The organism is Frankia canadensis (genome assembly GCF_900197875.1).
Classification (GTDB): Bacteria; Actinomycetota; Actinomycetes; order Frankiales; family Frankiaceae; genus Frankia; species Frankia canadensis.
In genome coordinates this window covers 12,396-36,885 of record NZ_FZMO01000135.1, presented here as the reverse complement: position 1 = coordinate 36,885, position 24,490 = coordinate 12,396, and the positions used below count along the sequence as shown (strand labels likewise).

The window sequence follows — 24,490 nt, the reverse complement described above, 5'->3', positions numbered from 1 at the left end:
GACGTCATGCGCGCGCCGACGGAGTACGGAGCCGTACTCCTGCACACGGGCAACGGTCAGTACTGGACGCTCAACCCGACGGCGGATCTGGTCCTGCGGGTGATGTTGGCCGGCGGCGACACGGCGGCGGCGGTGCGCGAGCTGTGCTCGTCCGCCGAGGTCGAGCCGGAGGCCGCTCGGCGTGACGTCGAGGGGCTGCTCGCGCAGCTCACCGATGTCGGCCTCCTCGAACCGGCGGCGCCGGCGGACTACTCGCCCGACCGGGAGGCGGGAACCGCCCCGGGCGTGGCCCGGCCGGCGCGGGAGACGGGCGGGACCGGGCCGGAGCAGGCGAGCGGCCCGCGGGCCCGGGTGGAGGCCGGGCCGTGACCGCTCCCATGGCGGTCGAGGAGCCACAGGTCGTGCTGCGTCCGGTCGACCGGGCCCGGGCGATGGCGGCCGTGGGCGCGGCTCGGCTGCTCGCGACCCAGTCGCCGGCCCGGATCCGCCGGGTGCTGACGCGCCTCGCCGCCGGCGCCCGACCGGCGGACTACCCCACCGCGCTCGCCGCCCGCAAGGCCGTCATGGCGGTCAGCCTCACCTGCCGGGGGGCCGGGGGATGCGTGCCCCGGTCGATCGCCACCACCCTGCTGTGCCGCGGCGCCGGCACGATGCCCACCTGGTGCGTCGGCGTGCGCACCATCGCCCCGTTCGCCGCCCACGCCTGGGTCGAGGCCGAGGGCGACATGGTGGGGGAGTCCGTGCCACCCGGGTACCTGCGGTCCCTGGTCAGCGCGGGGCCAGGACGTGTCCGATGGTGAGGGGCCTCGGGGAGCTGTGGTCGCTGCTGCGCGGTCACCGCCGGTCGGTCGCCGCCGCGACCTCCCTCACCATGATCGGTACGGGCGTCGGTGTGCTCCAGCCGCTGCTCGTCATGAAGGTGATCGACAACGCGCAGCACGGCCGGGTGCCGATGTGGCTCATCGGAGCACTGCTCGGCCTGTTCGTCGGCCAGGCGGTGATCGACACCGCGGGTCACTACCTGCTGGAGCGCACCGGCCAGGGAGTGCTGCTGGGCCTTCGGCACCGGCTGATCGACCACCTGCTGCGGCTGCGCGTCCGGGTGGTGGACACCCGCCGGATCGGTGACCAGATCTCGCGTGCCAACGCCGACACGACCGTGGTGCGCGAGGCCGTCGCCTACAGCTTCACCGCGCTGGTCACCAGCCTGATCGGCGTGGTCGGGGCGATCGCGCTGATGGTGTGGCTGAACCCGTGGCTGTTCCTGCTGGTCCTCGGGGTGGTCATGGTCGCGGGCGTGGTGGTGCTGGGCGCGCTGAGCCGCATCCGAGCCGTGTCGGAACGCGGGCAGGCAAGCGTCGGCGGGATGACCGCCGACCTGGAACGCGCCCTCGCCGCGGTGCGCACCGTGCGCGCGAACCGGGCCGAGCGGCGGGAGGCCGTGCGCATCGGCGCCCACGCCGACGCCGCCTACCAGGCCGGCATCCGGATGGCGAAACTCGACTCGATCATCGCGCCCGCGATGCAGCTGGCCGTGCAGGGCAGCGTGCTCGTCGTCCTGCTGGTCGGCGGCGTGCTGGTCGCCCGGGGCTCGGCGACGCTCGGCAGCCTCGTCGCGTTCCTGCTGTACGCCACCTACCTCGTCATGCCGCTGTCCCAGCTGGTCGAGTCCGCGGCCACCATCCAGCGTGGCCTGGGGGCGCTGGCCAGGGTGAACGCGGTGTTCACCCTGCCGCGGGAGTCCGACGGCGCCGCGCTGCGCGGCCCACTGCGGACGGTCCCGGCAGCCCCGGTGCGTCCGCGGCCTGCCGGGTACGCCGTGTCGTCCGCGCGCGCCCGCGACGCCGGGACGGGGCCGCGCCCCGCGGTCGAGTTCCGCGACGTCACCTTCGCCTACACGACCATCCCGGTGCTTCGCGGCATCTCCTTCCAGGTGCCGACGCGCGGGCAGGTCGCGCTGGTGGGACCGTCCGGCGCGGGCAAGTCGACCGTGCTGGAGCTGATCGAGCAGTTCTACGAGCCGGACGAGGGGGAGATCCTGTTCGCCGGCCGCGACGTGTGCGCGCTGTCGCGTCAGGAGGCCCGCGGCTGGGTGAACCTCGTCGAGCAGAACACGCCGGTGCTGCACGGCACCCTGCTGGACAACATCGTCTACGCCGCCCCGGACGCGCCCGCGCGGGACATCGACTGGGTCCTGTCAGCCGCCGGCCTGACCGAGCTCGTGGAGCGGCTGCCCCGCGGCCTGCACACCCCGGTTGGAGACCACGGTGTGTTGCTGTCCGGTGGGGAGCGGCAGCGGGTCGCCATCGCCCGGGCGCTGCTGCCGAAGCCGGCCGTCCTGCTCCTCGACGAGCCCACCGCCCAGCTCGACGCCGTCCACGAACGGGCGCTGACCAGGGTGATGCGTGGCATCGCCGAGGAGCGCGCCCTGCTCGTGATCGCCCACCGCATCTCCACGGTCCGCGCGGCCGACCAGCTGATCGTCCTCGACCAGGGCCGGGTGCTGGCGCAGGGCACCCACGAGGATCTGCTGACAGCCAGCCCGTTCTACCGGCGCCTGGCCGGTGGCCCGATCCCGCCCACCGGCGACGGCGTCAGCGCGCCGGCGGTCGCAGAGCGGTCTTGAGGACCTTGCCCATCGCGTTGCGCGGCAGCTCACCGACGAAGTGGATCGATCGCGGCCGCTTGTGCACGGACAGCTCCCGGGCGACGAAGCCGGCGAGGTCGCCGCCGTCGGCGTCGGCGCCGGCGAGATCGGGAGCGACGACGAAGGCGGTGATGCGCTGCCCGAGATCGTCGTCGGGCACCCCGACGACGGCCGCCTCGCGCACGGCGGGATGGGCGAGCAGCGCCGCCTCGACCTCGCCCGCGCCGATCCGGTAGCCGCCGGACTTGATCAGGTCGGTGGAGCGGCGCCCGACGATCCGGTGCTGGCCGTCCTCGCTGATCACCGCGGCGTCGCCGGTGCGGAACCAGCCGTCCGCGGTGAACGACGCGGCCGTGGCCTCGGGGCGGCCGAGGTAGCCGTCGAAGAGGGTGGGCGCGCGGACCTGCAGCTCCCCGACGCTCTCGCCGTCGCTGGGCACCGGCGCGCCGGTCTCGTCGTCGACCAGCCTGGTGGCCACGCCCGGCAGCGGCGGCCCGACCCAGCCGGCGCGGCGCTCGCCATCCACCCGGCCGCTGGTGGTGATCAGCGTCTCGGTCATCCCGTAGCGCTCGACGGGCGCCGCCCCGGTCAGCCGGCGAAGGCGCTCGATGACCGGGACGGGCAGCGGCGCGCTGCCGGAGACCAGCAGCCGGGCGCCCGCGAGAGCGCGCGCGCTGGGCTCGTCCTCGCACACCCGTGACCACACGGTCGGCACCCCGAAGTAGAGGCTGCCGCCCGCGCCCGCGTAGGCGGCGGGGGTCGGGCGGACGGTGTGCACCAGGCGGCTGCCGGTCCGCAGCGCGCCCAGCACGCCGAGGACCAGGCCGTGCACGTGGAACAGTGGCAGGCCGTGCACGAGAACGTCCTCGGCGGTCCAGCCCCAGGCGCCGGCGAGGGCATCGAGGTCGGCGGCGATCGCGGCGGCCGACACCATCACGCCCTTCGGCGCTCCGGTGGTACCCGAGGTGTAGAGGATCAGAGCCGGCGGCGCCTCGGGGCCGGTGGCGCCGGTCTCGGCCCCGGCTGGCGCCTGCGCGCGCTCGGCCACATCGACGGGAACCACGGGGATCGTCAGATCCGGCCAGGCGGCCTCGCCCAGCAGCAGCTCGGCCGCGCAGTCCCGCAGGATGTGGGCGCGCTCGAGCGGTCCGGAGTCGGGCGGGACCGGCACCGCGGGAACGCCGGCCAGCAGAGCGCCGACCACGGCGACCACGCTGGCCATCGACGCGTCGGCGCGCACGGCGACCATCCGCGCACCCGAGACCCGGCGGGCGACCGCCCCCGCCGCGGCGAACAGCTCCGCGCGCGACAGCACGGTGTCGCCCACCGTGACCGCGGGCGCGTCATGGTCCACGTCCAGAGGGGGGAACAGCGTCACAGGCTCGTCCTCTCGCCGCGTCGTGGCGGCGGGGGCGGCCACCTGCCGCGGGCCGCCGTCCCGCCTCCACGACGGTACGGTCCCGGCGGGCGTGGCGGGCCGGTTCGCCGCGCAACGGCTAACCTCGCAGGCTGTGTCAGAACAGGCTGGGTCAGAGTCAGAACAGGCCGGGTCAGGATCCGTCTCCGTCCCGGACCACCCGAGCGGCTCGGCGGCCCCGTCGGCGGCCCCGTCAGAGGCGGCGTCGGCGGGGGCGATCCGCGGCGCGTCGGTCACGGTGATCGGCATCGGCGCGGACGGCTGGGACGGGCTCTCCCAGGCGGCCAGGCGGGCGCTGGCCGCCGCGCGCGTGATCCTCGGTTCGCGCCGTCAGCTCGACCTCCTTCCCGAGCCCGGTGCCCCTGCCGAGCCCGGTGCCCCTGCCGAGCCCGGTGCCCCTGCCGAGCCCGGTGCCGCGGCCGTGGTCGTGGGACGTCGGATCCCCTGGCCCTCGCCGCTGCTGCCGGCCCTGCCGGGCCTGCTGGCGGAGCACGGGATTCTCCCCGTCGACGTCGGTGCGCGGGCTGATCCCGCGCCCTCGGCGTCACCGGCCGGGACCGCCGGCCTGCCCGGCGGCGCCGCCCGGTCGCCGTCCGAGGTGAGCGTGCTGGCCAGCGGCGATCCGATGTTCTACGGGATCGGCACCACGCTGGTCCGGCTGCTGGGCGCGGATCGGGTTCGGGTGCTGCCCCATCCGTCGTCGGTGTCGCTCGCGTGCGCCAGGCTCGGCTGGGCGCGGGAGGAGGTCGACGTCGTGAGTGCCGTCGGCCGGCCCCTGGAGCGGGTGCGGGCGGTGCTGGCGGACCGCCGCCGCCTGCTCGTCCTCAGCGCCGACCGGGACACGCCCGGCGCCCTCGCGGATCTGCTCGTCGACGCGGGCTACCCGGGCAGTGAGCTGACCGTGCTGGACCGGCTCGGAGCGGCGGACGAGGCGCGACAGTGGGCGACGGCGGCCGACTGGGCGCGGGCCCGCGCCGGCTGGCGGGAGGCCGGGGTCGCCGGCGTTCCCGCGTCGGACCCGGGGTTGCGTCCACCCTCGGATCTCAACGTCGTGGCCGTCGAGCCGCGTGCCGACCACCCGTCGGGTCACCGAGCGCGGACCCCCGGGCTGCCCGAGGAGGTCTTCGAGCACGACGGCCAGATCACGAAGCGGGAGATCCGGGCGCTGACTCTGGCCCGGCTGGCGCCCGCCCCCGGCGAGCTGCTCTGGGACGTCGGCTCGGGGTCGGGCAGCGTCGCCATCGAGTGGATGCGCAGCCACGAGTCCTGCCGCGCGATCGCGGTGGAGGTCCGGGCGGATCGCGCGGACCGGATCCGGCGCAACGCCGCCGCGCTCGGCGTTGCGTCGCTGCGGGTGGTGGTGGGGCGCGCGCCGGGCGCCCTGGCGGGGCTGCCGGTTCCGGACGCGGTCTTCATCGGGGGCGGGGTGACCGGCCAGGGCGTGTTGGACGCCTGCTGGGCCGCGCTGCGAGGGCGGGGACGGCTCGTGGTCAACGCCGTGACCCTGGAAGCCGAAGCCGTGCTGGCCGCGTGGTACGCCCGGCGGGGAGGTGACCTGGTTCGGATCGCGGTCAGCCGGGCGGGTGCCGTCGGGGGCTTCACCGGCTGGCGCCCCGCGATGCCGGTGACCCAGTGGACCGTCTGGCCCGCCGAGCATGCGGCGGGCCGCGGTGAGAGCTGATCCGCCGAAGCCGTCCGCCCGGCGCGGTTCCGGTCAGCCGAGGCGGTTCCCGGTCAGCCGAGAAGGTCCAGGACGCAGCCGTCCGCCGGGCCGCCCGGCACCGCGTGTCCGGGCGCTGCCAGATGCCGCCCCCAGTGCTCGCCGGCGCCCGCGGCGTCGCCGCGTTCGATCAGGTCGATCAGGGTCGCGTGGGCCAGCCGTGTCGTCCGGCCGAGCGGTCGTCGCTGCGGCTCGTCGCCCGCGCTCGACCTGGCCGGAGCCTCCCGGATGTTCGCGGCGATGGACGCGTGCCCCTGCGGGGCGCTGGTCAGTTCGACGAGATGCTGCAACATCCCGGTCAGGACGGACAGGGACTTGTTGCCGGTGAGCTCCACCACGGCACGGTGGAACGCGGCCTGCGCGGCGGCGAGAGCGGCGGGCTCCTCCCCGACGCTGTCACCCTCCGCGAGGACCGCGCGCAAGGCGGCGACATCGTCGGGACTGCCGCGCTCGGCGAGGAGAACCGCGCACGGCGGCTCGATCACCGAGCTCGCCTGGTGCACGTCACCGAGAGTGGCGCCGCGATGCTCGAGGACCAGCCCGGCGTAACGCGCGGCCACGTTGGGACTGGGCGCGTGCACCCGCGCGCCGCCGTGCGCGCCGCGCCGCACCGAGATCAGAGCCTCCGCCTCCAGCACCCGGAACGCCTCGCGCAGGGTCGGCCTGGACACGCCGAACTGCGTCATGAGGGTGGGCTCGGGGGGCAGCGCGTCTCCCTCCGACAGCTCGCCGCGGATGATGCGCCGCCGCAGCTGGCTCGCCACGAGCTCGGCCGTCTTCGGGACGCGGACCTGCCGCCCGACGGGCGAGACGGTGACGGCGAGGGGGCCAGCTGTGAGCGGTGCGGGACTGCCGGGAAGGCCCGGGACCCGACCACCCGCGGCCCTGCGGCCGGGTTCGGTTGCCACCTGCCCGCCGGGCGCTGCGGGCGATGGCTGCGAGGTGCCTGAGGGGAGTGCCGCCGAGGCGGCTGGCCGGGCCATGAGCGGTCCTCCTGCGGCGGCGCGCAGCGATCACCGAAAGGCGATCGTTGAGCATCGTTGGACTGTGTGGGGTGTTTATGTTAACAGACGTGTTTCGGTGGATTGGTTCGCAAGGGTGCAGATGTGTCCCAGGTGGCGCCCAAACGCGGGGTTCTGGCGCGAACACGCACGCGGCGGATCGGCGTGATATCCGTCTCGTGCGAGGTGCAATACCATCTTTCGTGGGCCGGTGTCAGTGTGTGGTATGGGTCTGTCGTGGGGTGTCGCACCACCCGGCTTTCCTTGCCACCGTCGGCGGCCTGGCCTGCACTTTCGTGCGACCCGTATCTGGAAAGGGGTTTCCGCTCCGGGTGGTGGCTCCGGCTGGCGGGTACGCGACGAGGGGAAGCGGCTGGTCGCGGGCAACGCTGATCGGCCACGCCGGCGCTGGCGGGGAGAGTTCCCGGCGCCCGCGCGGGACGCCGATCGTGAACGCTCATTCTGTCACGTTGTGGTCCTGACATGACACTGCCTGAGTGGACGTGTGCCCCGGTGACGTGCCGGGTCCCGGCGCCGCGTCGACTATGCGTCTCTCGCCGGCGCGCTGATGTGTCGACCTCCCGGTGATTCAACGTCCCGATGACCTTCTCGAGATCCCGGGTCGTGGCCGCCTTTCGCCGCCCTCCCCCCGAACCCGCCCCTTCCAGGTAGGTCGCGCCGCCGGAATTCGCCGGTTTGGACGGACGGGGTCGAAGCTGCTGCGTATCGTCCATATTGACTGTCGGTATCCGGGGTGGCACGTATGGATCCGTCGCCGCGGCCCTTCGGAGCGATCCTGATCCGGCGGACCGTGACCGGACCGGGGATCTGAGTGGGGTATGCGCGAGGTGCGGAAGAACCGTGGGTCCGACGGCGCCGGCGGGCGGAGCACGTGAGCCACCGCCGACGGACGGAAGGCGGCGCCGTACCGGCCGGTTCTGATCGGCCGGAGCCACGGATCAGCCGCCGGCGCGTCATGCTCGCGGCGGCGGCGGGCGCGGTGAGCGCGGCCGCGACCACCGCGATCGGCTCCGCCGGGGCGACGGCGGCCAGCCCCGCCGCGCGCTCCCCGCGCCTCGTCCCGGTCGGCGACCGGAACCCGCCGACCGGTTCGACCGGTTCGGGCGACGGCGCCACGGCCGCGGCCCGGCGAGCGGCGCACCCGCTGGCGGTGCGGCCGGCCCGGGTGGTGCGGGACCTGCTGCCGGACGCGCCGGCCAACGCCGTGGCCCTCACCTTCGACGACGGCCCGCACCCGACATGGACCCCCCGGGTCCTCGAGGTTCTTCGTGTGCACGAGGTGCTCGCCACGTTCTGCCTGATCGGCGTGCAGGCCAGGGCCCACCCCGCGCTCGTGCGGCGGATACTCGCCGAGGGGCACACGCTGTGCAACCACACGATGTCCCATCCCCAGCCGTTCAGCCAGCGCCCGGAGGTGGAGATCCGGGCCGAGATCACCCGCGCTCAGGAGGCGATCGCGGCGGTGGGCGGACGGTCGCCACGGCTCTTCCGCGCCCCGGGCGGTGACTGGTCGGCGCAGGTGCTGTCCGTCGCGGCGGATCTCGGCCTGGCCCCGCTCGGCTGGCGCGTCGACCCCCGCGACTGGGCCAGGCCCGGCACGGACGCCATCGTGCGGGCACTCGAAGCCGCGCGTGCCGGCGACATCCTGCTCTGCCATGACGGGGGCGGTGATCGCTCGCAGACGGTCACGGCCCTCGCGCGGGTGCTGCCCGCCCTGCGGGCACGGGGCCTGTGCTTCGTCGCCCTCTGACTCCCGGTCGCCCTCTGACTCCCGGCCTCCCGCTGACTCCCGGCCTCCCGCGGCCTCCGCCCTGGCCTGGTGATTCGTCACCTGCGGACGGGGCAGGCTGACTGTCGTAGGGCAAGGAGAGGGAGCATCTGATGGCTCAGGTCCTCGACACCGACGCCCGTGGACTGGGCGCCTGGCACATTCCCCGCAGCCGCGGCGCACTCAGCGGCGTCCTGTTGATGGCGCTGGGGGTGTGGGGCGCGCTCATTCCCTTCATCGGGCCGTACTTCGACTTCGGCTTCACCCAGGACGGCGCGTGGACCTGGAGTTCGGCGCGCTTCTGGCTGGAGCTCCTGCCCGGGATCGCGACGTTCGCCGGCGGTCTGCTCCTGCTGATCAGTGCCAATCGGGGCACGGCGGCCCTCGGCGCGTGGCTGGCCATCGCCGCCGGCGCCTGGTTCGTTCTCGGCCCGACGCTGGCCGGTCCGTGGCATCTCGGAACGCTGGGCGCGCCGCGGGGTGGATCGGCCCGGCAGGCACTCGAATGGATCAGTTTCTTCTACGGCCTCGGCGTTGCGATCGTCTTTCTGGGTTCGACCGCCTGGGGCCGGCTCAGCGTGCGCGGCGTGCGTGACGTCGAGGTCGCCCGCCGGCGCAGGGCGCTGCGGGCGGGTGACGTCGCACCCAGGCCGATGCCGCCGGCGGTCGCCGAACCGCAGGTCTATCCCAGCGACCGGCCCGCGACCCCGGCGCCCGGCGGCGTGGCGGCCGGCGACGACCGCGGGGACGCCCCACCGGAGTGGTCGGGGGAGCGCGCCAGCGGGTTCGGGCGTCACCGGCGCCGCAGCCACCGCTGAACCCGCTGGACCGCTGCCAGGCCTGTGGGCTCCTGACCTGGTATGCACGTCAGGGTGACTCGCGATGACGTGACCGATCTGCGTGCTGGTGTGGCGACGGCGATGGCGGGATTCCCCCGGCAGGGCATCGCGCTCGACGGCCGCAGGCTGTCCGCGGTCGCCCTGGTCGTCGGTGCGGACGCCGACGGCCGGGGAGCCTTCCTGCTCACCCGGCGCGCCGCCCGGCTTCGGGCGCACGCCGGCCAGTGGGCCCTGCCCGGTGGCAAGGCGGAGCCGGGCGAGGATCCCGTCACCACCGCCCGGCGCGAGCTGGCGGAGGAGGTCGGGCTGGAGCTGTCGGCCGGGGACACCCTGGGTCTGCTGGACGACTACGCCACCCGGTCGGGCTACGTGATGTCGCCGGTCGTCCTGTGGGCGGGCACGCGGTTGTCCGCGGTCAGGCCGGATGCCGGCGAGGTGGAATCGGTGCACGTCGTGCCGCTGGACGACCTGTCGGTGGCGCCGCGGTTCGTCAGTATCCCCGAGTCCGAGCGGCCGGTGATCCAGGTGCCGCTCCTGGACCGTCTCATCCATGCCCCGACCGGGGCGATCCTGTACCAGTTCGCCGAACTGGTACTACACGGCCGCCACACTCGCGTCGCCGCCTTCGAGCAGCCCGTCTTCGCCTGGCGTTGACGCGCGCCGGTACGGTCGCAGGCGCACGCGCTGCCCCGGCCGGCACTGGGCGATCAGGGGAATGTCCCGCGCCGTCACGACGCCCAGCACCGGGTAGCCGCCGGTGACCGGATGGTCCGCCAGGAAGATCACCGGCTGGCCGTCGGGGGGAACCTGGATGCCGCCCGGGACGAGACCCTCGGAGGGCAGCTCGGAGGTGATCCGCCGCCGCAGCGCGGGGCCCAGCAGGCGCACGCCGACCCGGTCGCTGCTTGCCGTGACCTCGTACTCCGTGGTCCACAGCCGCGAGCGAGCCTCGTCGGTGAACCAGTCGTCCCGCGGCCCGAGGTGCACCCGCAGGGTCGGTGTGGACGGGTACCGGGCCTGGGGCGCGAGATCGACCACCGGGGGAGCCGACATCTCGCGCGCCAGCGCCAGGTCGACGCCGGCCGTCAGCGCCGGCGGCCCGAGGCCGGCGAGGGTGTCCGTCGACCGGGAGCCGAGCACGGCCGGCACGTCCAGCCCGCCGCGGATCGCGAGGTAGGTGCGAACGCCGCGCTCGGGGACGCCGACTCGCAGCAGCGCGCCCGCCGGCACGTCGATCGGCGCGTACATGCCGACACCGCGACCGGCGAGTTCCAGCGGGCAGGGCGCTCCGGTGAGGGCGATCAGGGCGGCGGTGGCGAAGCGGGCGACCAGACCGCCGTAGGCGAGCTCGATCGCCGCCGCGCCGACGAGGTTGCCGACCAGCCGGTTGGCCAACCGCAGGCTGTGCCGGTCGGCCGCGCCGGATCGGGTGACGCCGAGGTGCGCGAGGCCGGGACGGCCCAGGTCCTGGACGGTCGCGAACGGACCGGGCGCGATGATCCGCACCTGGCCGGCTCGCGGGAGGGTGCCGTGGGGACCGCTCACGGATGCTCACCCGCCGCCGGGTCGGCCTCGACGAAGCGCACCGAGGTACCGGGGGACAGCAGTGCGGGCGGGTCCCGCTCAAGGTCGAACACGACGAGATCGGTGCGGCCGATCAGGTGCCAGCCGCCGGGCGAGGACCGTGGGTAGACGCCGGTGAACGTGTCGGCGACGGCCACCGCACCGGCCGGTACCCGGGTGCGCGGGGTGGCGCGGCGGGGAAGCGCGAGTGCGGGATCGAGGCCGGCGACATACGCGAACCCGGGCGCGAAACCGCAGAACGCGACCCGATGCCGGCCCTGGACATGGCGCCGCACCACGTCGGCGGCGGTCAGGCCGGCCAGGCGCGAGACCTCCGCCAGATCCGGCCCGTCGTAGCGCACGGGCACGGTCACCTCGGGGCCGGCCGAGGCGATGGCCGCTCCCTCGGCGCCGCCGGGTTCGCCGCGGCCCGCCGCGGCGATCAGCGGCCGCACCCGCTGGCGCAGGCGCGCCAGGCTGGTCCGCTGCCGGTCGACGACGACCAGAACCGTACGCGCCGCGGGCACCAGCTCGACCACCCCCGGGGGCGGATCCCGTCGCAGCCGCAGGTACAGCCGCTCGGCGTGCTCGAGGGTCGCGACCTCCAGCAGCAGGGCGTCCGTGCCGCAGGGCAGGACGCGCGCGGCCGCTCGTTGCGGCCCGCTCAACAGAACGGGGACAGCGGTATGCCGGCGTCGCGCAGCGCCTGGCGCAGCCGCTGGAGCAGGTCGACGGCGCCGGGCGTGTCCCCGTGGACGCACAGGGACCTCGCCCTGACCCGCACCGGCACACCGGTCGAGCTCAGCACCGTCCCCTCGGTGGCCAGGCGGACCGTCCGGCGGATCACCTCCTGCGGATCGTGGAGCACCGCGCCGGGTTCACGCCGGGACACCAGCGTGCCGGCCGGCGTGTAGGCGCGGTCGGCGAACGCCTCCGCGATCGCCGTCAGCCCGGCCTCCTCCGCCCGCCGCAGCAGGACGGAACCCGCCAGCCCGAGAACCGGCAGCGCCGGGTCGTGGCGGCGCACGGCGTCCACGACCGCGGCCGCCTGCCGCTCGTCCGTCGCCGCGGTGTTGTAGAGGGCTCCGTGTGGCTTGACGTAGCCGACCCGGCCACCGGCGGCCTTCGCGAAGGCCGCCAGCGCGCCGATCTGGTAGAGAACGTCGTCGCGCAGGTCGTCGTGCTCCATGTCGATGCGGCGCCGCCCGAAGCCCGCGAGGTCGCGGTAGCTGACCTGGGCGCCGATGCGCACGCCCGCCGCCACGGCCCGCTCACAGACGCGCCGCATCGTGGCCGGGTCCCCGGCGTGGAAGCCGCAGGCCACGTTGGCGCTGGTGACGAGGCCGAGCAGGGCCTCGTCGTCGGTGAGGCGCCAGACGCCGAAGCCCTCACCGAGGTCGGCGTTGAGGTCGAGCGGCGGTGGTTCGTTCATGGAGCCGATCCTTCCCCACCCCGGGCCTCGCGGTCCCGCTCGGTGGTGTGGCCTGCACGGTCGCGGATGAGCCGGCGCCGGCGGCGGGATCCGAGGGGAGCGGGATCTGCGGGAGCTACTCCGGCACGGGATGGGCGGCGGGCTCGCCGGGGTCGAGATAGGCGTCCGGGACCGCCGTGCCCTGGAGCGGGAGGGTCACGCCCGACAGGGACTGCCCGACCTTCGCCGAGTCGCGGTACACGGCCACGGCCTTGAGGCCCTTGCGCCAGCCGGCATAGAAGATCGCGGCGACGTCGTCGACGGTGGCGTCGGCCGGCAGACGGATGGTCTTCGAGATGGCACCGGACAGGAAGGGCTGGACCGCCGCCATCATCCGGACGTGGCCCATCGGGTCGATGGCGCGCGGGCCCAGAGCACAGGCGAAGACGGCCTGGTGCTCGGGGCGAAGGCCGGGAGCGCCGAGGGCGTGGCCGTGCGCGGCGATGAAACCCACGATCCGCGCGACCGCGGCCCGCGGGTAACCAAGGGCCTCCAGTGCCGTCGGGACCGTCGTGTTCACGATGCGCATGCAGGAGCCCGTCGGGCTCTTCTGGAGCTTGACCAGGGAGAGGTCCGGCTCGACCCCCATCGTCGCGCAGTCCATGGCGAGCCCGGTGGTACCGGTGGGCGCGATCAGGGTGACGTGGGCGTTGCGCCAGCCGTGCCGCTCGCCGAGGAACAACGCCCGATCCCATTCCTGGCCCGCCCGCAGGAACAGGTCCGCCTGCGCGTCGAGGTCGGCCGGCTGGCGGATCACCGCGTGCGCCGCGGCATGGCGCGCGACGACCCGCCGATGGGCGGCGGCGTTCGGGGGGAAGGCGGGGTACGCGCCGAGGACGGCGGCGATCTCGGCCGACCGCCGGTAGGCGGTGGCCGACATCAGCGACGTGATGGCGGCGGCGGTGGTGCGCCCCTGCTCACTGTCGTACGCCTGCCCGGTGGCCATCAGCAGGGCGCCGAGGTTCGTGTAGCCGACGCCCAGCTGACGGTAGTCCTGGGTGACGGCTCTGACCCGCGGGTTCGGCAGGTCGGCGAAGGACAGCGAGATGTCCATGGCGAGCACCACGAGCCCGACCGCGCTGGCGAAGCGCGCGGTGTCGAAAAGCCGGTTCCGGTCGAGGAAGCTGAGCAGGTTCAGCGATCCGATCGTGCAGGAGGAGTTGTCCAGATGCATGTACTCGCTGCACGAGTTGCTGGCGGTGATGCGCCCGCCGGTGGGGCAGGTGTTCCAGTCGTTGATCGTGTCATCGAAGTGAAGGCCCGGATCCGAGCATTCCCAGGCGGCTTTGGCGATCATGCGGAAGAGATCGCGCGCCCGCATGCTGTGTATCGCCCTGCCATCGCTTCGGGCGTGCAGCTGGAACTGCTGGTCGGTGGCCACCGCCCGCATGAAGGTGTCGCTGACGCGGACGGCGTTGTTCGCGTTCTGGAACTGGACCGAGTCGAGATCGCGGCCGCCGATGTCCATGTCGAATCCGGCGTCGCGCAGTGCACGGATCTTGCGTTCCTCACGCGCTTTGCACTCGATGAAGTCGGCGATGTCGGGATGGTCCACGTCGAGCACGACGATCTTCGCCGCCGGGCGGGGAGCGCCGCCCGCCCGGATGGTCCCCGCGGAGGCGTCGGCGCCGCGCATGAAGCTCACCGGGCCGGCCGCGGGCCGACCTGAGGGCAGCAGTTCCGCGGAGGACCGCAGCCGGGACAGGTTCACGCCGGAGCCGGCCCCGCCGTGGAAGAGCAGCGCCTCGTCCCGGTACCAGTCCAGGACCGATTCGAGGCTGTCCTCGGCGGCCAGGATGAAGCACGAGGCGACCTGCTGCGGGGCGTCGGTGCCCACGTTGAACCAGACCGGGCTGTTGAAGCTGAACGCCTGGTGCAGCACGAGCCAGATCAGCTCGTGCTCGAAGATCTCCGCGTCCGCGTCGGAGGCGAAGTACCCCAGCCTCCTGCCGGTCCGGGTGTAGGGGGTCACCACCCGGACGATCAGTTGGCGCAGGGACCACTCCCGCTCCGGGCTGCCGGGGACGCCGTGGAAGTACCGGCTCGCGACGACGGCCGCCGCCGTGCCTGACCAGAAGGACGGGAACTCGACGCCGCGCTGGCGGAAGATGGCCGAGCCGTCCCGCCAGTTGGTGAGGACGACGTCGCGACGGTCCCAGCGGACCTCGTCGAACGGGTGTACCCCGGGTCGCGTGTGCGCCCGTGTGATCCGCAGCCCTGGCGCTGGTGGAGGCTCCGCGGCGCTGGTGTCCCCGGCGGTGCCGGGTCGCATGGGACGCGGGGGCTGCTCGGCGTCGAGCTCGCTGTGTGTCTCGAGCATCGTGCTCCCTGCGGTCTCATGGGCACGGCGGCGTCTTCGGCGTCGATGGCCCTTCGATGTCGATGGCCCTTCGATGGGGTCGGCGGCCTCGGCGACGCCTGGCGACGGGGCGATGGTCACATACAGGACGGCGCCTCGAGCAGGGTCCCACAAGTTAATGTGATTCGTAACACACAATGCACTGTCCGATTCCTGGCCTGCTGTCGCCAGCCGGCGCCGGTCGCCGCCATAATTGCCACGTGGGCGGGGAAGAGTACGTCGGTGAATGCGAGACGGCGAACCCGCGAACATCGTGGTGGACGCGGACGGAACCGTGCGATGTCGGCTGATCCGCCGGAGCCGGCCGCGGTGTGCGCGGTGGGGCCGGGGCCGGCGGGAGAAGCGGGCTCACCGGCCGCGCTCGCCGTCGGCGGTGCGCCCGACGGCGCCGCGGTGGCGGCGGGTCCCTCGCGGCACGTCCTGGGCCGCGGCGACGCACCGATCGTGGTGGTCGAATACGGCGACTTCGAGTGTCCGTACTGCGCGCGGACCGCGCCCGTCCTGCGAGAGCTCGTCGAGAGCTCGGCGGGTCAGGTCAAACTGGTCTTTCGCCACTTCCCGGTCTTCGATGTCCATCCCTATGCCCTGACCGCGGCGCTCGCCGCGGAGGCGGCGGGTGCGCACGGGCGCTTCTGGGACATGCACGACCTGCTTTTCGCGCGCCAGGACCGGCTCGCGGACAAGTTCCTGCGGGCGTACGCCACCTCGCTGGGAATTGATGGCGACCTGGTCGTGGGGGAGGCGGCACAGCCGTTCGGCGACGCCGTCGAGGCCGACTACGCGCGCGGTATTGAGCAGGGCGTTCGCGGAACTCCGACGGTGTACATCAATGGTGTGCCCTACCGGGGGCGCACCGAGATCGCGCCCCTGCGGAAGGCGGCGAACCTGTCACTTCACCGGCGCCGGCGCCCGCCATGGTCGCGGGGGTAGCCGGGGTACCGGTTCGTCGGTGAGCGGTGAGCACAGCGGCATTCTCTCGCCGAGGACACGGAGGATCACGGTCCCCGCGACGGCCGCTGTGAGCGAGCCGCCCAGAATGCCGATCTTCGCCTGCTCGCGCAGCTCGGGATCGGTGAAGGCGAGTTCCGTGATGAACAGCGAGATGGTGAAGCCGATGCCGGCCAGCGTGGCCGCGCCCATCAGATGGCTGTACCGGACCTGGCCGGGCAGCTGACCGAGTCCGCTGCGGATCGCCACGGTACTCGCCAGGGTGATCCCGACGGCGTTGCCCGCGACCAGGGCCACCATGATGCCCAGGGTGACCGGGGAGGCCGCCGCGGCGCGCAGCGTCGCGGCGTCCAGGTGGACACCCGCGTTGGCGAGGCCGAAGACGGGAACCACGATGAACGCGCTGAAGGGGTGCAGGACCCGCTGCAGCCGCTCGTTCGGGGAGACCGTCGCCTTGGCGGCGGCCACGGCGAGACCGGCCCTGGTGGCGTTGGAATCCTCCGCCAGGGCCCGGACGTAGACGGGAACCTCGTCGATCTGGTCATGGCGGGGCGGTCGGGCCGGGGTCAGCAGACCCGTCAGGACACCCGCCAGGGTCGCGTGCACGCCGGAGGCATGCACCGCGCCCCAGAGCACCAGGGAGAGCAGGACGTAGGGCGGAAGCTGCCACACACCCAGCCAGCGCAGCGCGAGAATCGCGAGGATGACGCCACCCGCCACCAGAAGGCCGAGCGGATCCACCCGCTCGGTGTAGAAGACCCCGACCACGCAGATCGCACCGATGTCGTCGACGATCGCGAGGGTGAGCAGGAACAGGCGAAGACGGTCCGGGCACCTCGGCCCGAACAGCGCGAGTATCCCGACCACGAACGCGGTGTCCGTGGACATGGGCACGCCCCAGCCCCGGGCGGCCGGCCCCGAGGTGTTGGCCAGCAGGTAGATCGTCGCGGGAAGGGCCAGACCGCCGATGGCGCCGAGGGCGGGCACCGCGACCATGCGGCGGTCACGCAGTTCGCCCGCGGTGAACTCGCGGCTGATCTCCAGGCCGACCACGGTGAAGAAGACCGCCATGGCACCGTCGTTCACCCAGTGCAGCAGGCTCATGTCGATGCCGGCGCCGCCGATCCTGACCTCGGCGGTGGTCTCCCACAGCCGGGCGTAGCCTCCGGACCAGGGTGAGTTCGCCCAGCCGAGAGCCACCACGGTGGCGATCAGGAGCAGCATCGCGCCGCCGGCCTCGGTGGCCAGGAACTCCCGCAGGGAGGGTGCGACCTGAGGCAGGCGGATCCGCAGCCCCGGGCCGGGGCGGGGTGGAGCGGTCACCGGGTGGCCTAGATACCCGCGGCGAGGTCCGGCTGGTGGAGTTCGCGGAACCGGCTCGCCCGGTAGACGCCCAGCACCCGGTAGTCCGCGTAGAAGGACAGCTCCTCGAACGCGCGGGCGACGGCGGGATCCTCCGGGCTGCCTTCGACGTCGGAGAGGAACTGGGTGGCCACGAAGTTGCCGTTGACCATGTAACTCTCGAGTTTGGTCATGTTCACACCGTTCGTGGCGAAGCCGCCCAGCGCCTTGTAGAGCGCGGCCGGGCGGTTGTGCACGTTGAACACGAAGGTCGTCACGAGCGGTCCGACGCCGACGGCGGCCCGCAGGCTCTCGCTGGACAGGATGAGGAAGCGGGTCGTGTTGTGCTCCTCGTCCTCCAGATCCGCCCGCAGCACCTGGAGCCCGTAGGCGTCGGCGGCGAGGCGGGAGGCGATCGCGGCGCGCGCGGGATCACCCGCCTCGGCGATCTCCCGGGCGGCCCCGGCGGTGTCCGCGGCGGCGACGGGCACCAGCCCGAGCCCACGCAGCGCCTCGCGGCACTGCGCCAGCGCCTGCGGATGGCTGTGCACGGTCTTGACGTCGTCCAGCGTCCCGCCGGGGACCCCGAGCAGCTGGTGGCGGACGGGCAGGAAGTACTCGCCGATGATGTGGACGGCGGGCCGCGGCAACAGCAGGTGGATGTCGGCGACGCGCCCGGCGGTCGAGTTCTCGACGGGGATCATCGCGAGATCCACCGCGCCGTCCTCGAGCGCGGAGAAGCACTCGTCGAACGTCTGGTAGGGGACCGCCTCGTAGTCCGGATAGACATCCCGGCAGGCGATGTGCGAGTTGGCTCCCCGTTCGCCCTGGAACGCGATCCTCTGTCGTGCGGTCATAGGTCGACCGTACCGGCCTGCCGGTTCGTCGAGGCGGGCGCGTCAGGACGGGTGGGAGACGCCGCCGGCGCCGGAAGCAGCCGGACGCCCGCGTGCAGCAGGACCACCCCGGTGCGGCCCACCAGCACCGGATCGAGGAGGACCTCCCCGATCTCGGGCACCTCCTCGGCGAGCCGGGCGACCCGGTGCAGGAGATCGGCGAGGGCGCCGGTGTCCGCGGCCGGCGCGCCGGAGCCCCCGACCAGCAGCACGCTGCCCCGGATGGAGCCGATGAGCTCCTCGGCGTCCAGGTCCGTCAGCGGCAGGGTGCGGGCCAGGGGATCGGCCAGCAGGTCCGCGACGGCCCCGCCCAGGCGCAGGGACAGCAGCGTTCCCACGGTCGGATCCTGCCGCAGCCGCACGACGGTCGAGACCCCCGCCGGCGCCATGGGCTGGACGAGCATGTCGCCGGGCCCCACGGCGGCGCGGATCGTCCGCCAGGCGGCACCGAGGTCGGCCTCGGTGCCGAGACCGAGCTGCACCGCGCCGACGTCGAGCCTGCTGCGGAACCGCTCGTCGGCGATCTTGAGAGCGACGGGCCAGCCGAGGGATGCCACCGCGGCCAGCGCCTCGCGCTCGTCGGCGACCCGCACGCTCGGCCAGGCCCGCAGACCCACCCCGCCCAGCAGGGCGGCGACGGTGGCCTCGGGAAGCCAGGTGCCGTCCTTCGGGCTGGTCCCGACCTCGCGGCGGGCGGCACGAAGGTCGACGCCCCCGGGTTCGGGGACCCGGCCGAGGTCGCGCGAGCGCCACGCCGCGTGATCGGCGGCGCGGGACAGCGCGAGCGCCGCCGACTCCGGCGAGGAGTACGACGGCACCGAGCCGGGCCCGGGCGAGCCGGTCGCGTCCGGCACGGCGAGCGCGTCCGGCATGCCGTCCAGGCCGAGGTACGAGGCGAGGACCGGAAGCCCGACGTCCGCGGCGACGGTGCGCACCGCGGATCCGAGGCGGTCCTCCTGGGCGTGCGGCGTGACGAGCGTGAGGACGGCGTCGACCTCGCCGGAGCCTGCGACCAGCCGCAGGGCCGCCTCGAAGCGATCGGGATCGGCCAGCGGCCCGAGGTCGACCGGATTGGTGGCATGGCGGTGGCCGAGGAGGTCGGCGAGGGCCGCGCACGTCCGTTCGGACAGCAGCGGCACCTCGAGCGCGTAGGTGCGACAGGCGTCGGTCGCGAGTGCCGCGAGCGCGCGGCTCGTCCCCACGACGCCGACGCGGCGACCGGTCGGAAGCGGCTGGTGGGCGAGCAGCTGCACGGCGTCGAACAGCTGGGTCAGGGTGTCGGCGCGGACCACGCCGGCGCTGGTGAACAGCGCGTCGACGCCGTCACCGGTGGAGTCCTGGCCGCTCTTGAGCGCCACGACGGGCTTGGTGCGGCCGAGATCGCGCGCTATCCGGGCGAACCGGCGCGGATTCCCGACGCTCTGCAGATGCAGCATGACGACGCTGGTGCGGCTGTCCGAGCGCCAGTACTCGAGCAGGTCGTTGGTCGACACGTCGGAGCGATCGCCGGCGGACACGAAGGTGGAGAAGCCGATCGCGCGCCGCGCGGCCTCGGCGAGAAACGTGCCCGCGAGCGCGCCGGACTGCGTGAGGACACCGACCCGGCCAGCCGGTGGCGCACCGGCCGCGAACGTGGCGTGAAGCCGTGACGACGGCGCCGTGTTGACGACGCCCATCGCGTTGGGGCCGATCAGGCGCATCCCGCCGTCGCGCGCGATCCGGATGACCTCCGCGAGACGATCACGGCCCTCGTCGCCGGCGTCCGCGAAGCCGGCGGACACCACGATGACGCCGCCCACCCGTTTGCGCGCGCAGGCACGCATGACGGCGGTGACCTCACGGGCCGGTACCGCGATGACCGCCAGGTCAATCGGCGCCGGCACGTCGCACACGTCCCGATAGGCGTACACGGAGGCGACATGGGTGGCGGCCGCGTTGACGGGATAGACGGTGCCGGTGAAACCATGCGCGAGCAACTGCCGGAACACCTCGTGCCCGACCGCTGCGGGCTGCCGACTGGCACCGATCACGGCGACCACGCGTGGATGCAGCAGGCGATCGATGCTGCCCTCGTGGTCCGCCGGGCCCGGGACATCCACGGCGGCCATCGTAATATGCCCAGTCCTGATCGTCCTGGTGGTTGTTGGCCGCGTGGGGCGTCGGTGGGGCATCGGGGGGATCGGTCGGGCACGGTGGCGCCGTGCGGACTTCAGGGCTGGGTGTTCGCCGGACAACGTTCGCGTCACCTTCGAGGGCGAGGGCGGTGACGGTCGGGCGCGCTCGTACGGATGCGACGGCGCCCACATCGATCACTGATCGAGTGTGATCGACCTCACGGGGCGGGTCGGGCTCGACCCGGTGCCTCCCGGCCGGCAAGGTGCACCTGATCGAGGTGGCCCGAACGGCTAGGCCGCGCCGGCCGGACAATCAGCCTCCACACCGCGAGTGCGGCCCGGACGGGATGGTGACGTGCAGAAGTTCGACGGACGCTGGGTGGTATCCGCGGGCGATCTTGTTGACATCGTCGAATGCGGGCATCGCGTCAGGCTCACCCACGCGGTGGCGGACGGACAGGCGTCCATCGACGGTGGCGACCCCGGCCCGGACGGGGCAGGCCCGGACGGGGCAGGCACCCAAGGGGCAGGCACCCAAGGGGCAGGCACCCAAGGGGCAGGCCCGGATGAGCCCGCCCCGCTGGTGCGGACCACCGCGCCGGACCGGACCGCGGTGCGCCACGGCATGGCGCACGAACAGCGCTGGCTGGACCATCTGCGCCGCTGCTTCGGCCCGGGCGGGGTCGTGGAGATCCCGCGCCCGGCGCCGACCGAGGAGGGTCTAGCGGCGGCGGCGGAGCGCACCCGGGCGGCGCTCGCCGCCGGCACGCCCGTGGTCTACCAGGGGGTCCTGTTCGACGGTGGCTTCCACGGCCGCCCGGACTTCCTCATCGCCGCCCATCTCGATCCCCGCACCGGCGGCGTCCGCGCACCGGCCGAGCCCGGCCACTACGAGCCCTACGACGCGAAGCTGGCCCGCCAGGCCCGCCCCGGCGCGGTGCTGCAGCTCGCGGCCTACGCGCTGGCGCTGTCGTCGGTCGGTGCCGCGCCCGCGCGGTTCATGCATCTGCTCCATCCCACCAGGGACGCGCGGCCGGCTGAGCCGATCCCCGGGGCCGGACGGCCCGGGCCCGGTCCCGGTCCCGAGCCCGGGATCGTCCGCACCTTCCGGGTCGAGGACGTGGCGCCGATGGTCGACCACGCGCGCGGGCGGCTGGAGAGCCGGCTCGCGGGCCCGCCGGCCGTGCCCGTGCCCGCGTGGGGCGAACCTCGTCCGGAGTGTGCGGGCTGTGGCTACGCCGAGCACTGTTCCCGGGGCCGGGAACGGGCACGGGACCTTTCGCTGGTCGCCGGGCTGCGCGCGGACCAGCGACGGGTCCTGCGCGACGACGGCATCTCGACGGTGGAGGAACTCGCGGCGGCCACGGACGACCAGCGACCGGCGGCGATGTCCGCCACCTCGTTCGCGGGGCTGCGCCTGCAGGCCGAGTTGCAGGCCGCCCAGGACAGGACGCGCACCACGGATGATCCGGTGGGGACCGTGAGCGTGCGGATGGTCGATCCCGACGGCCTGAGGATGTTGCCGGCACCGGATCCCGGCGACATCTACTTCGACATGGAAGGCGATCCGTACGCGTTGGATGCCGCGGGCCTGGAGTACCTCTTCGGAGCGATCACGCTGACCGATCCCCCGAACGGACGGGGCGCGGGCGAGCCCGGCGACCCGACCACCGCGGCGGAGTCCTTCCACGCGTTCTGGGCGCATGACCGCGCGGGCGAACGGCGCGCCTTCGAGGACTTCGTCGACTGGGCGACGGGCCGGCTGACCGCCCATCCCGGGGCGCACATCTACCACTACGCGCCCTACGAGCCGGGCGCGCTGCGCCGGCTGGCCGCCCGGCACGGCACGCGGGAGCGCCAGGTCGACGACCTGCTCGCCACCAGCCGGCTCGTCGACCTCTACGCGGTGGTGCGGGCCAGCCTGCGTGTCTCCCAGCCGTCCTATTCGATCAAGTATCTGGAGCCGCTGTTCTACCCGGGCGCGCGGACCGCGGGGGTCAAGAACGCCGCCGACAGCATCGTGGCGTACGAGGCCTTCCTGGAGCACCGCGCCGCCGGCGAGGACGCGCCGGCGCGGCGTCAGCTCGCCGAGATCGCCGAGTACAACCGGGTCGACTGCGTGTCGACGCACCGCCTGCATCAATGGCTGCTCGATCTGGGTCGGCGCGAGGGCGTCGCCGTCCGCGACGCGGTCGCCAGCGGCGCGGCCGAGGCCGATCAAGGTGTGCTGGACGAGGCGGACGGCCCGGACGCCGTCGTCGACGCCCTGGTCGCGGGACTGCCCGCGGATCCGGCGGCCTGGTCGGCCGACGAGCGGGCGCGTGCGCTGCTCGCCGCCGCGGTCGGCTATCACCGCCGGGAGAACAAACCGGCCTGGTGGACGTACTTCGCCGCGCTCACCGCGGACCGGGAGAGCCTGGAGGCCGCCGACGACTGCGCGGTACCGCTGCGGTGGCACGTCGTGGAGGACTGGGACGAGCCGTCGGGGCGCCGGCGCCGCAGCCGTCGCCTGCTGCGAGCCGAGACCCTGCCCGAGCGCCCCCATCCGTTCGAGCGGGGCGAGTCCGTGCGGCTGCTGTACCGCCGCCAGTCAGGCGGCGAGGGGACGGCCACCGACGCCGTGGTCGAGCGCGCCGCCCCCCACGAGCTGGTCCTGCGTGAGAGCGTGCCGCCGGAGGAGACCAGCCGTGCTCTGCCGGCCGCGGTGCTGCCCGGCGCACCGGTGCGGCCCGAGCCCAAGCCGGCCGCGATCCGCCAGCTGGCCGGGCGAGCCGCGGCGGCGCTGCCCGCGCTGCCCGCGGAGGCGGCCATCGACCTGCTGCGGCGCATACCGCCCCGGCTGGTGGGAGCGGGCGCGGCCCTGCCCTCGGCCGCGGCCCACGGAGACGATCAGGTCAGTGCCGTGCTCGCCGCGGTCAGCCACCTCGACGGCTCCTACCTCGCGGTCCAGGGACCGCCCGGCGCGGGGAAGACCTACCTCGCCGGCCGCCTGATCCGGCATCTGGTGGCTCAGGGCCGGTCCGTGGGCCTCTGCTCCACCAGCCACAAGGCGATCGAGAACGCGATGCTGGCCGCGACGGGTCAGCCGCCCGCGACGGGTCAGCCGCCCGCGACGGGTGAGCCGCCCGCGGCGAGTGAGCCGCCCGGCCCGGGGGACGGCGGCGGTGACCGGCCGCCGTGGAAGCCCCTCGTGCCCGCGGCCAAGAAGCGCCGTGGCGGCGGAGCCGGACCGGACCCGGGGCGGCAGCCGCCGTGGGACTCCCCGCGTGACCTGGGGGCCCTGGTGGCGTGGCGGGAGAGCCATCCGGAGGGGCATCTGGTCGGGGACACGGCCTGGGCCTTCGCCAACCCGCGGCTGGCGGCGAAGCCCTTCGACGTGCTGATCATCGACGAGGCGGGCCAGTTCGCGCTGGCGGACACGCTCGCGGTGGCCGGGGCGGCGCACAACCTGGTGCTGTTGGGTGATCCACAGCAGCTTCCCCAGGTCGTGGCCGGGATCCATCCGGAGGGCGCCGAGGCCTCGGCGCTGTCCCATCTCCTCGCCGACGCCGAGGTGATCCCGCCGGAGCTCGGCTACTTCCTCGACCGCACCCGCCGGCTGCATCCGGCGGTCTGCGCGCCGGTGTCCGCGCTCGCCTACCGCGGCCGCCTGCGGTCCCACCCGGTGGCCGCCACCCGCTCCATCGACGGGTTGCCGGCCGGAACCTACCTGCTCGACGTCGAGCACCGGGGCAACGGCACGCGATCCGACGAGGAGATCGCGGTGGTCTGCGCCGCGGTCCGCCACGTCGTGGGGCGCGGGGCCGTCGACGGCGACCGGACCAGGTCGCTCGCCGGCGGGGACATCCTCGTCGTCGCCCCGTACAACCGGCAGGTGCGCGCGATCGAGCACGCGCTGGATCGCGCCGGGCTGCACGGGGTGCGGGTCGGTACCGTCGACCGGTTCCAGGGGCAGGAGGCGTCGGTCGTCATCGTGTCCCTGACGACGTCGAGCGCCGCGCAGGCGCCGCGGGGCCTGGACTTCCTGCTCTCGCGCAACCGGCTCAACGTGGCACTCTCCCGGGCCCAGGTCGCGGCGGTCCTCGTCATGTCCCCGGCGCTGCTCGACAGTTCGCCGCGCAGCGTCGCGGAGCTCCAGCTCCTCGCCGGGCTCGCCCGGCTGCGGGCGACGGCGCGCACCGACCTCATCGCGCGACAATGATCGCGCGACAATGATCGACGCACGTGCATTCGGGGCCCGTGCGATGGTCGTACACCGGTGGGACGCTGCTATTACGCGCGAACGGCCCCCGACTCTCGGACGACTTTTCGCGGCATGCTGTTCGTGCACTTTCTTGTGCTTATCGTAAAACGGGTGCTACGATTCCCTCGATCTTCTACAGGTC

18 protein-coding genes are annotated in these 24,490 nt (G+C 74.0%); 9 read left to right on the top strand and 9 right to left on the bottom strand.

The annotated features are described in order from the left end of the window. Positions 1 to 6: 6 nt before the first annotated feature. From C1A33_RS13315 to C1A33_RS13305, 3 genes are read left to right on the top strand one after another with little or no spacing between them, the layout of a single operon-like run. Positions 7 to 369, top strand: a complete 363-nt coding sequence (locus tag C1A33_RS13315; protein ID WP_243407504.1) for a lasso peptide biosynthesis PqqD family chaperone — start codon at positions 7 to 9, stop codon at positions 367 to 369. Further along, positions 366 to 800, top strand: coding sequence for a lasso peptide biosynthesis B2 protein (locus C1A33_RS13310; RefSeq protein ID WP_243407503.1), 435 nt, complete (start codon positions 366 to 368; stop codon positions 798 to 800). Before C1A33_RS13315 ends, C1A33_RS13310 begins: the two co-directional genes overlap by 4 nt. Then, complete coding sequence (locus C1A33_RS13305; protein WP_101831830.1) at positions 794 to 2,626, top strand: ABC transporter ATP-binding protein; 1,833 nt, start codon at positions 794 to 796, stop codon at positions 2,624 to 2,626. The genes C1A33_RS13310 and C1A33_RS13305 overlap by 7 nt, the downstream gene beginning before the upstream one ends. On the opposite strand, the gene C1A33_RS13300 is transcribed toward C1A33_RS13305, so the two are convergent. Then, positions 2,595 to 4,025: an acyl-CoA synthetase gene (locus tag C1A33_RS13300; RefSeq protein ID WP_101831829.1), complete on the bottom strand. Its 1,431-nt coding sequence runs from the start codon at positions 4,023 to 4,025 to the stop codon at positions 2,595 to 2,597. The genes C1A33_RS13305 and C1A33_RS13300 overlap by 32 nt on opposite strands. 277 nt (positions 4,026 to 4,302) lie before the next feature. Between C1A33_RS13300 and cbiE the strand changes: the two genes are divergently transcribed. Beyond that, positions 4,303 to 5,745, top strand: coding sequence for a precorrin-6y C5,15-methyltransferase (decarboxylating) subunit CbiE (cbiE, locus tag C1A33_RS13295; RefSeq protein WP_243407502.1), 1,443 nt, complete (start codon positions 4,303 to 4,305; stop codon positions 5,743 to 5,745). 53 nt (positions 5,746 to 5,798) lie between these two features. Here cbiE and C1A33_RS13290 read toward each other — a convergent pair whose 3' ends face one another. Then, the gene (locus C1A33_RS13290; protein ID WP_243407501.1) at positions 5,799 to 6,692 is read right to left on the bottom strand and encodes a FadR/GntR family transcriptional regulator; all 894 of its coding nucleotides are present in this window, start codon (positions 6,690 to 6,692) and stop codon (positions 5,799 to 5,801) included. Between the two features lie 1,069 nt (positions 6,693 to 7,761). Here C1A33_RS13290 and C1A33_RS13285 point away from each other — a divergent pair. The 3 genes from C1A33_RS13285 (at position 7,762) to C1A33_RS13275 (ending at position 10,067) form a co-directional block, all read left to right on the top strand. Next, a complete protein-coding gene (locus tag C1A33_RS13285) occupies positions 7,762 to 8,556 on the top strand; it encodes a polysaccharide deacetylase family protein (RefSeq protein ID WP_101831827.1) in 795 nt (264 codons plus the stop codon). 131 nt (positions 8,557 to 8,687) lie between these two features. After that, positions 8,688 to 9,392 (top strand): hypothetical protein, encoded by a 705-nt coding sequence (locus C1A33_RS13280; protein ID WP_101831826.1) that lies wholly within the window; start codon positions 8,688 to 8,690, stop codon positions 9,390 to 9,392. A 69-nt stretch (positions 9,393 to 9,461) separates the two neighbouring features. After that, positions 9,462 to 10,067 carry an NUDIX hydrolase gene (locus tag C1A33_RS13275; protein ID WP_243407500.1) on the top strand — a complete coding sequence of 202 codons (606 nt, stop codon included), beginning with the start codon at positions 9,462 to 9,464 and terminating at the stop codon, positions 10,065 to 10,067. Here C1A33_RS13275 and C1A33_RS13270 read toward each other — a convergent pair. From C1A33_RS13270 to C1A33_RS13255, 4 genes are all read right to left on the bottom strand, one after another. After that, positions 10,008 to 10,958, bottom strand: a complete 951-nt coding sequence (locus C1A33_RS13270; protein WP_207770298.1) for a 5-oxoprolinase subunit C family protein — start codon at positions 10,956 to 10,958, stop codon at positions 10,008 to 10,010. The genes C1A33_RS13275 and C1A33_RS13270 overlap by 60 nt on opposite strands. Next, positions 10,955 to 11,644, bottom strand: coding sequence for a 5-oxoprolinase subunit B family protein (locus tag C1A33_RS13265; protein WP_207770297.1), 690 nt, complete (start codon positions 11,642 to 11,644; stop codon positions 10,955 to 10,957). The genes C1A33_RS13270 and C1A33_RS13265 overlap by 4 nt, the downstream gene beginning before the upstream one ends. Beyond that, positions 11,641 to 12,408, bottom strand: a complete 768-nt coding sequence (locus C1A33_RS13260; RefSeq protein WP_101831824.1) for a LamB/YcsF family protein — start codon at positions 12,406 to 12,408, stop codon at positions 11,641 to 11,643. Before C1A33_RS13260 ends, C1A33_RS13265 begins: the two co-directional genes overlap by 4 nt. Before the next feature lie 115 nt (positions 12,409 to 12,523). Further along, complete coding sequence (locus C1A33_RS13255; protein WP_101831823.1) at positions 12,524 to 14,767, bottom strand: vitamin B12-dependent ribonucleotide reductase; 2,244 nt, start codon at positions 14,765 to 14,767, stop codon at positions 12,524 to 12,526. Positions 14,768 to 15,085: 318 nt separating this feature from the next. Here C1A33_RS13255 and C1A33_RS13250 point away from each other — a divergent pair, with 318 nt between their 5' ends. Beyond that, positions 15,086 to 15,736 carry a DsbA family protein gene (locus C1A33_RS13250; protein ID WP_101831822.1) on the top strand — a complete coding sequence of 217 codons (651 nt, stop codon included), beginning with the start codon at positions 15,086 to 15,088 and terminating at the stop codon, positions 15,734 to 15,736. On the opposite strand, the gene nhaA is transcribed toward C1A33_RS13250, so the two are convergent. Genes nhaA through C1A33_RS13235 form a run of 3 tightly spaced genes read right to left on the bottom strand, consistent with a single transcriptional unit; the run spans position 15,695 to position 20,090 of the window. After that, positions 15,695 to 17,077, bottom strand: coding sequence for a Na+/H+ antiporter NhaA (gene nhaA / locus C1A33_RS13245; RefSeq protein WP_101831821.1), 1,383 nt, complete (start codon positions 17,075 to 17,077; stop codon positions 15,695 to 15,697). The genes C1A33_RS13250 and nhaA overlap by 42 nt on opposite strands. An 8-nt stretch (positions 17,078 to 17,085) precedes the next feature. Beyond that, positions 17,086 to 17,952, bottom strand: coding sequence for a prephenate dehydratase (locus tag C1A33_RS13240; protein ID WP_101831820.1), 867 nt, complete (start codon positions 17,950 to 17,952; stop codon positions 17,086 to 17,088). After that, on the bottom strand, positions 17,949 to 20,090 hold the full coding sequence (locus tag C1A33_RS13235; protein ID WP_423748069.1) for an acetate--CoA ligase family protein: 2,142 nt from the start codon (positions 20,088 to 20,090) through the stop codon (positions 17,949 to 17,951). The genes C1A33_RS13240 and C1A33_RS13235 overlap by 4 nt, the downstream gene beginning before the upstream one ends. A 598-nt stretch (positions 20,091 to 20,688) precedes the next feature. Between C1A33_RS13235 and C1A33_RS13225 the strand changes: the two genes are divergently transcribed. Then, positions 20,689 to 24,306 carry a TM0106 family RecB-like putative nuclease gene (locus C1A33_RS13225; protein ID WP_243407499.1) on the top strand — a complete coding sequence of 1,206 codons (3,618 nt, stop codon included), beginning with the start codon at positions 20,689 to 20,691 and terminating at the stop codon, positions 24,304 to 24,306. Positions 24,307 to 24,490: the final 184 nt, after the last annotated feature.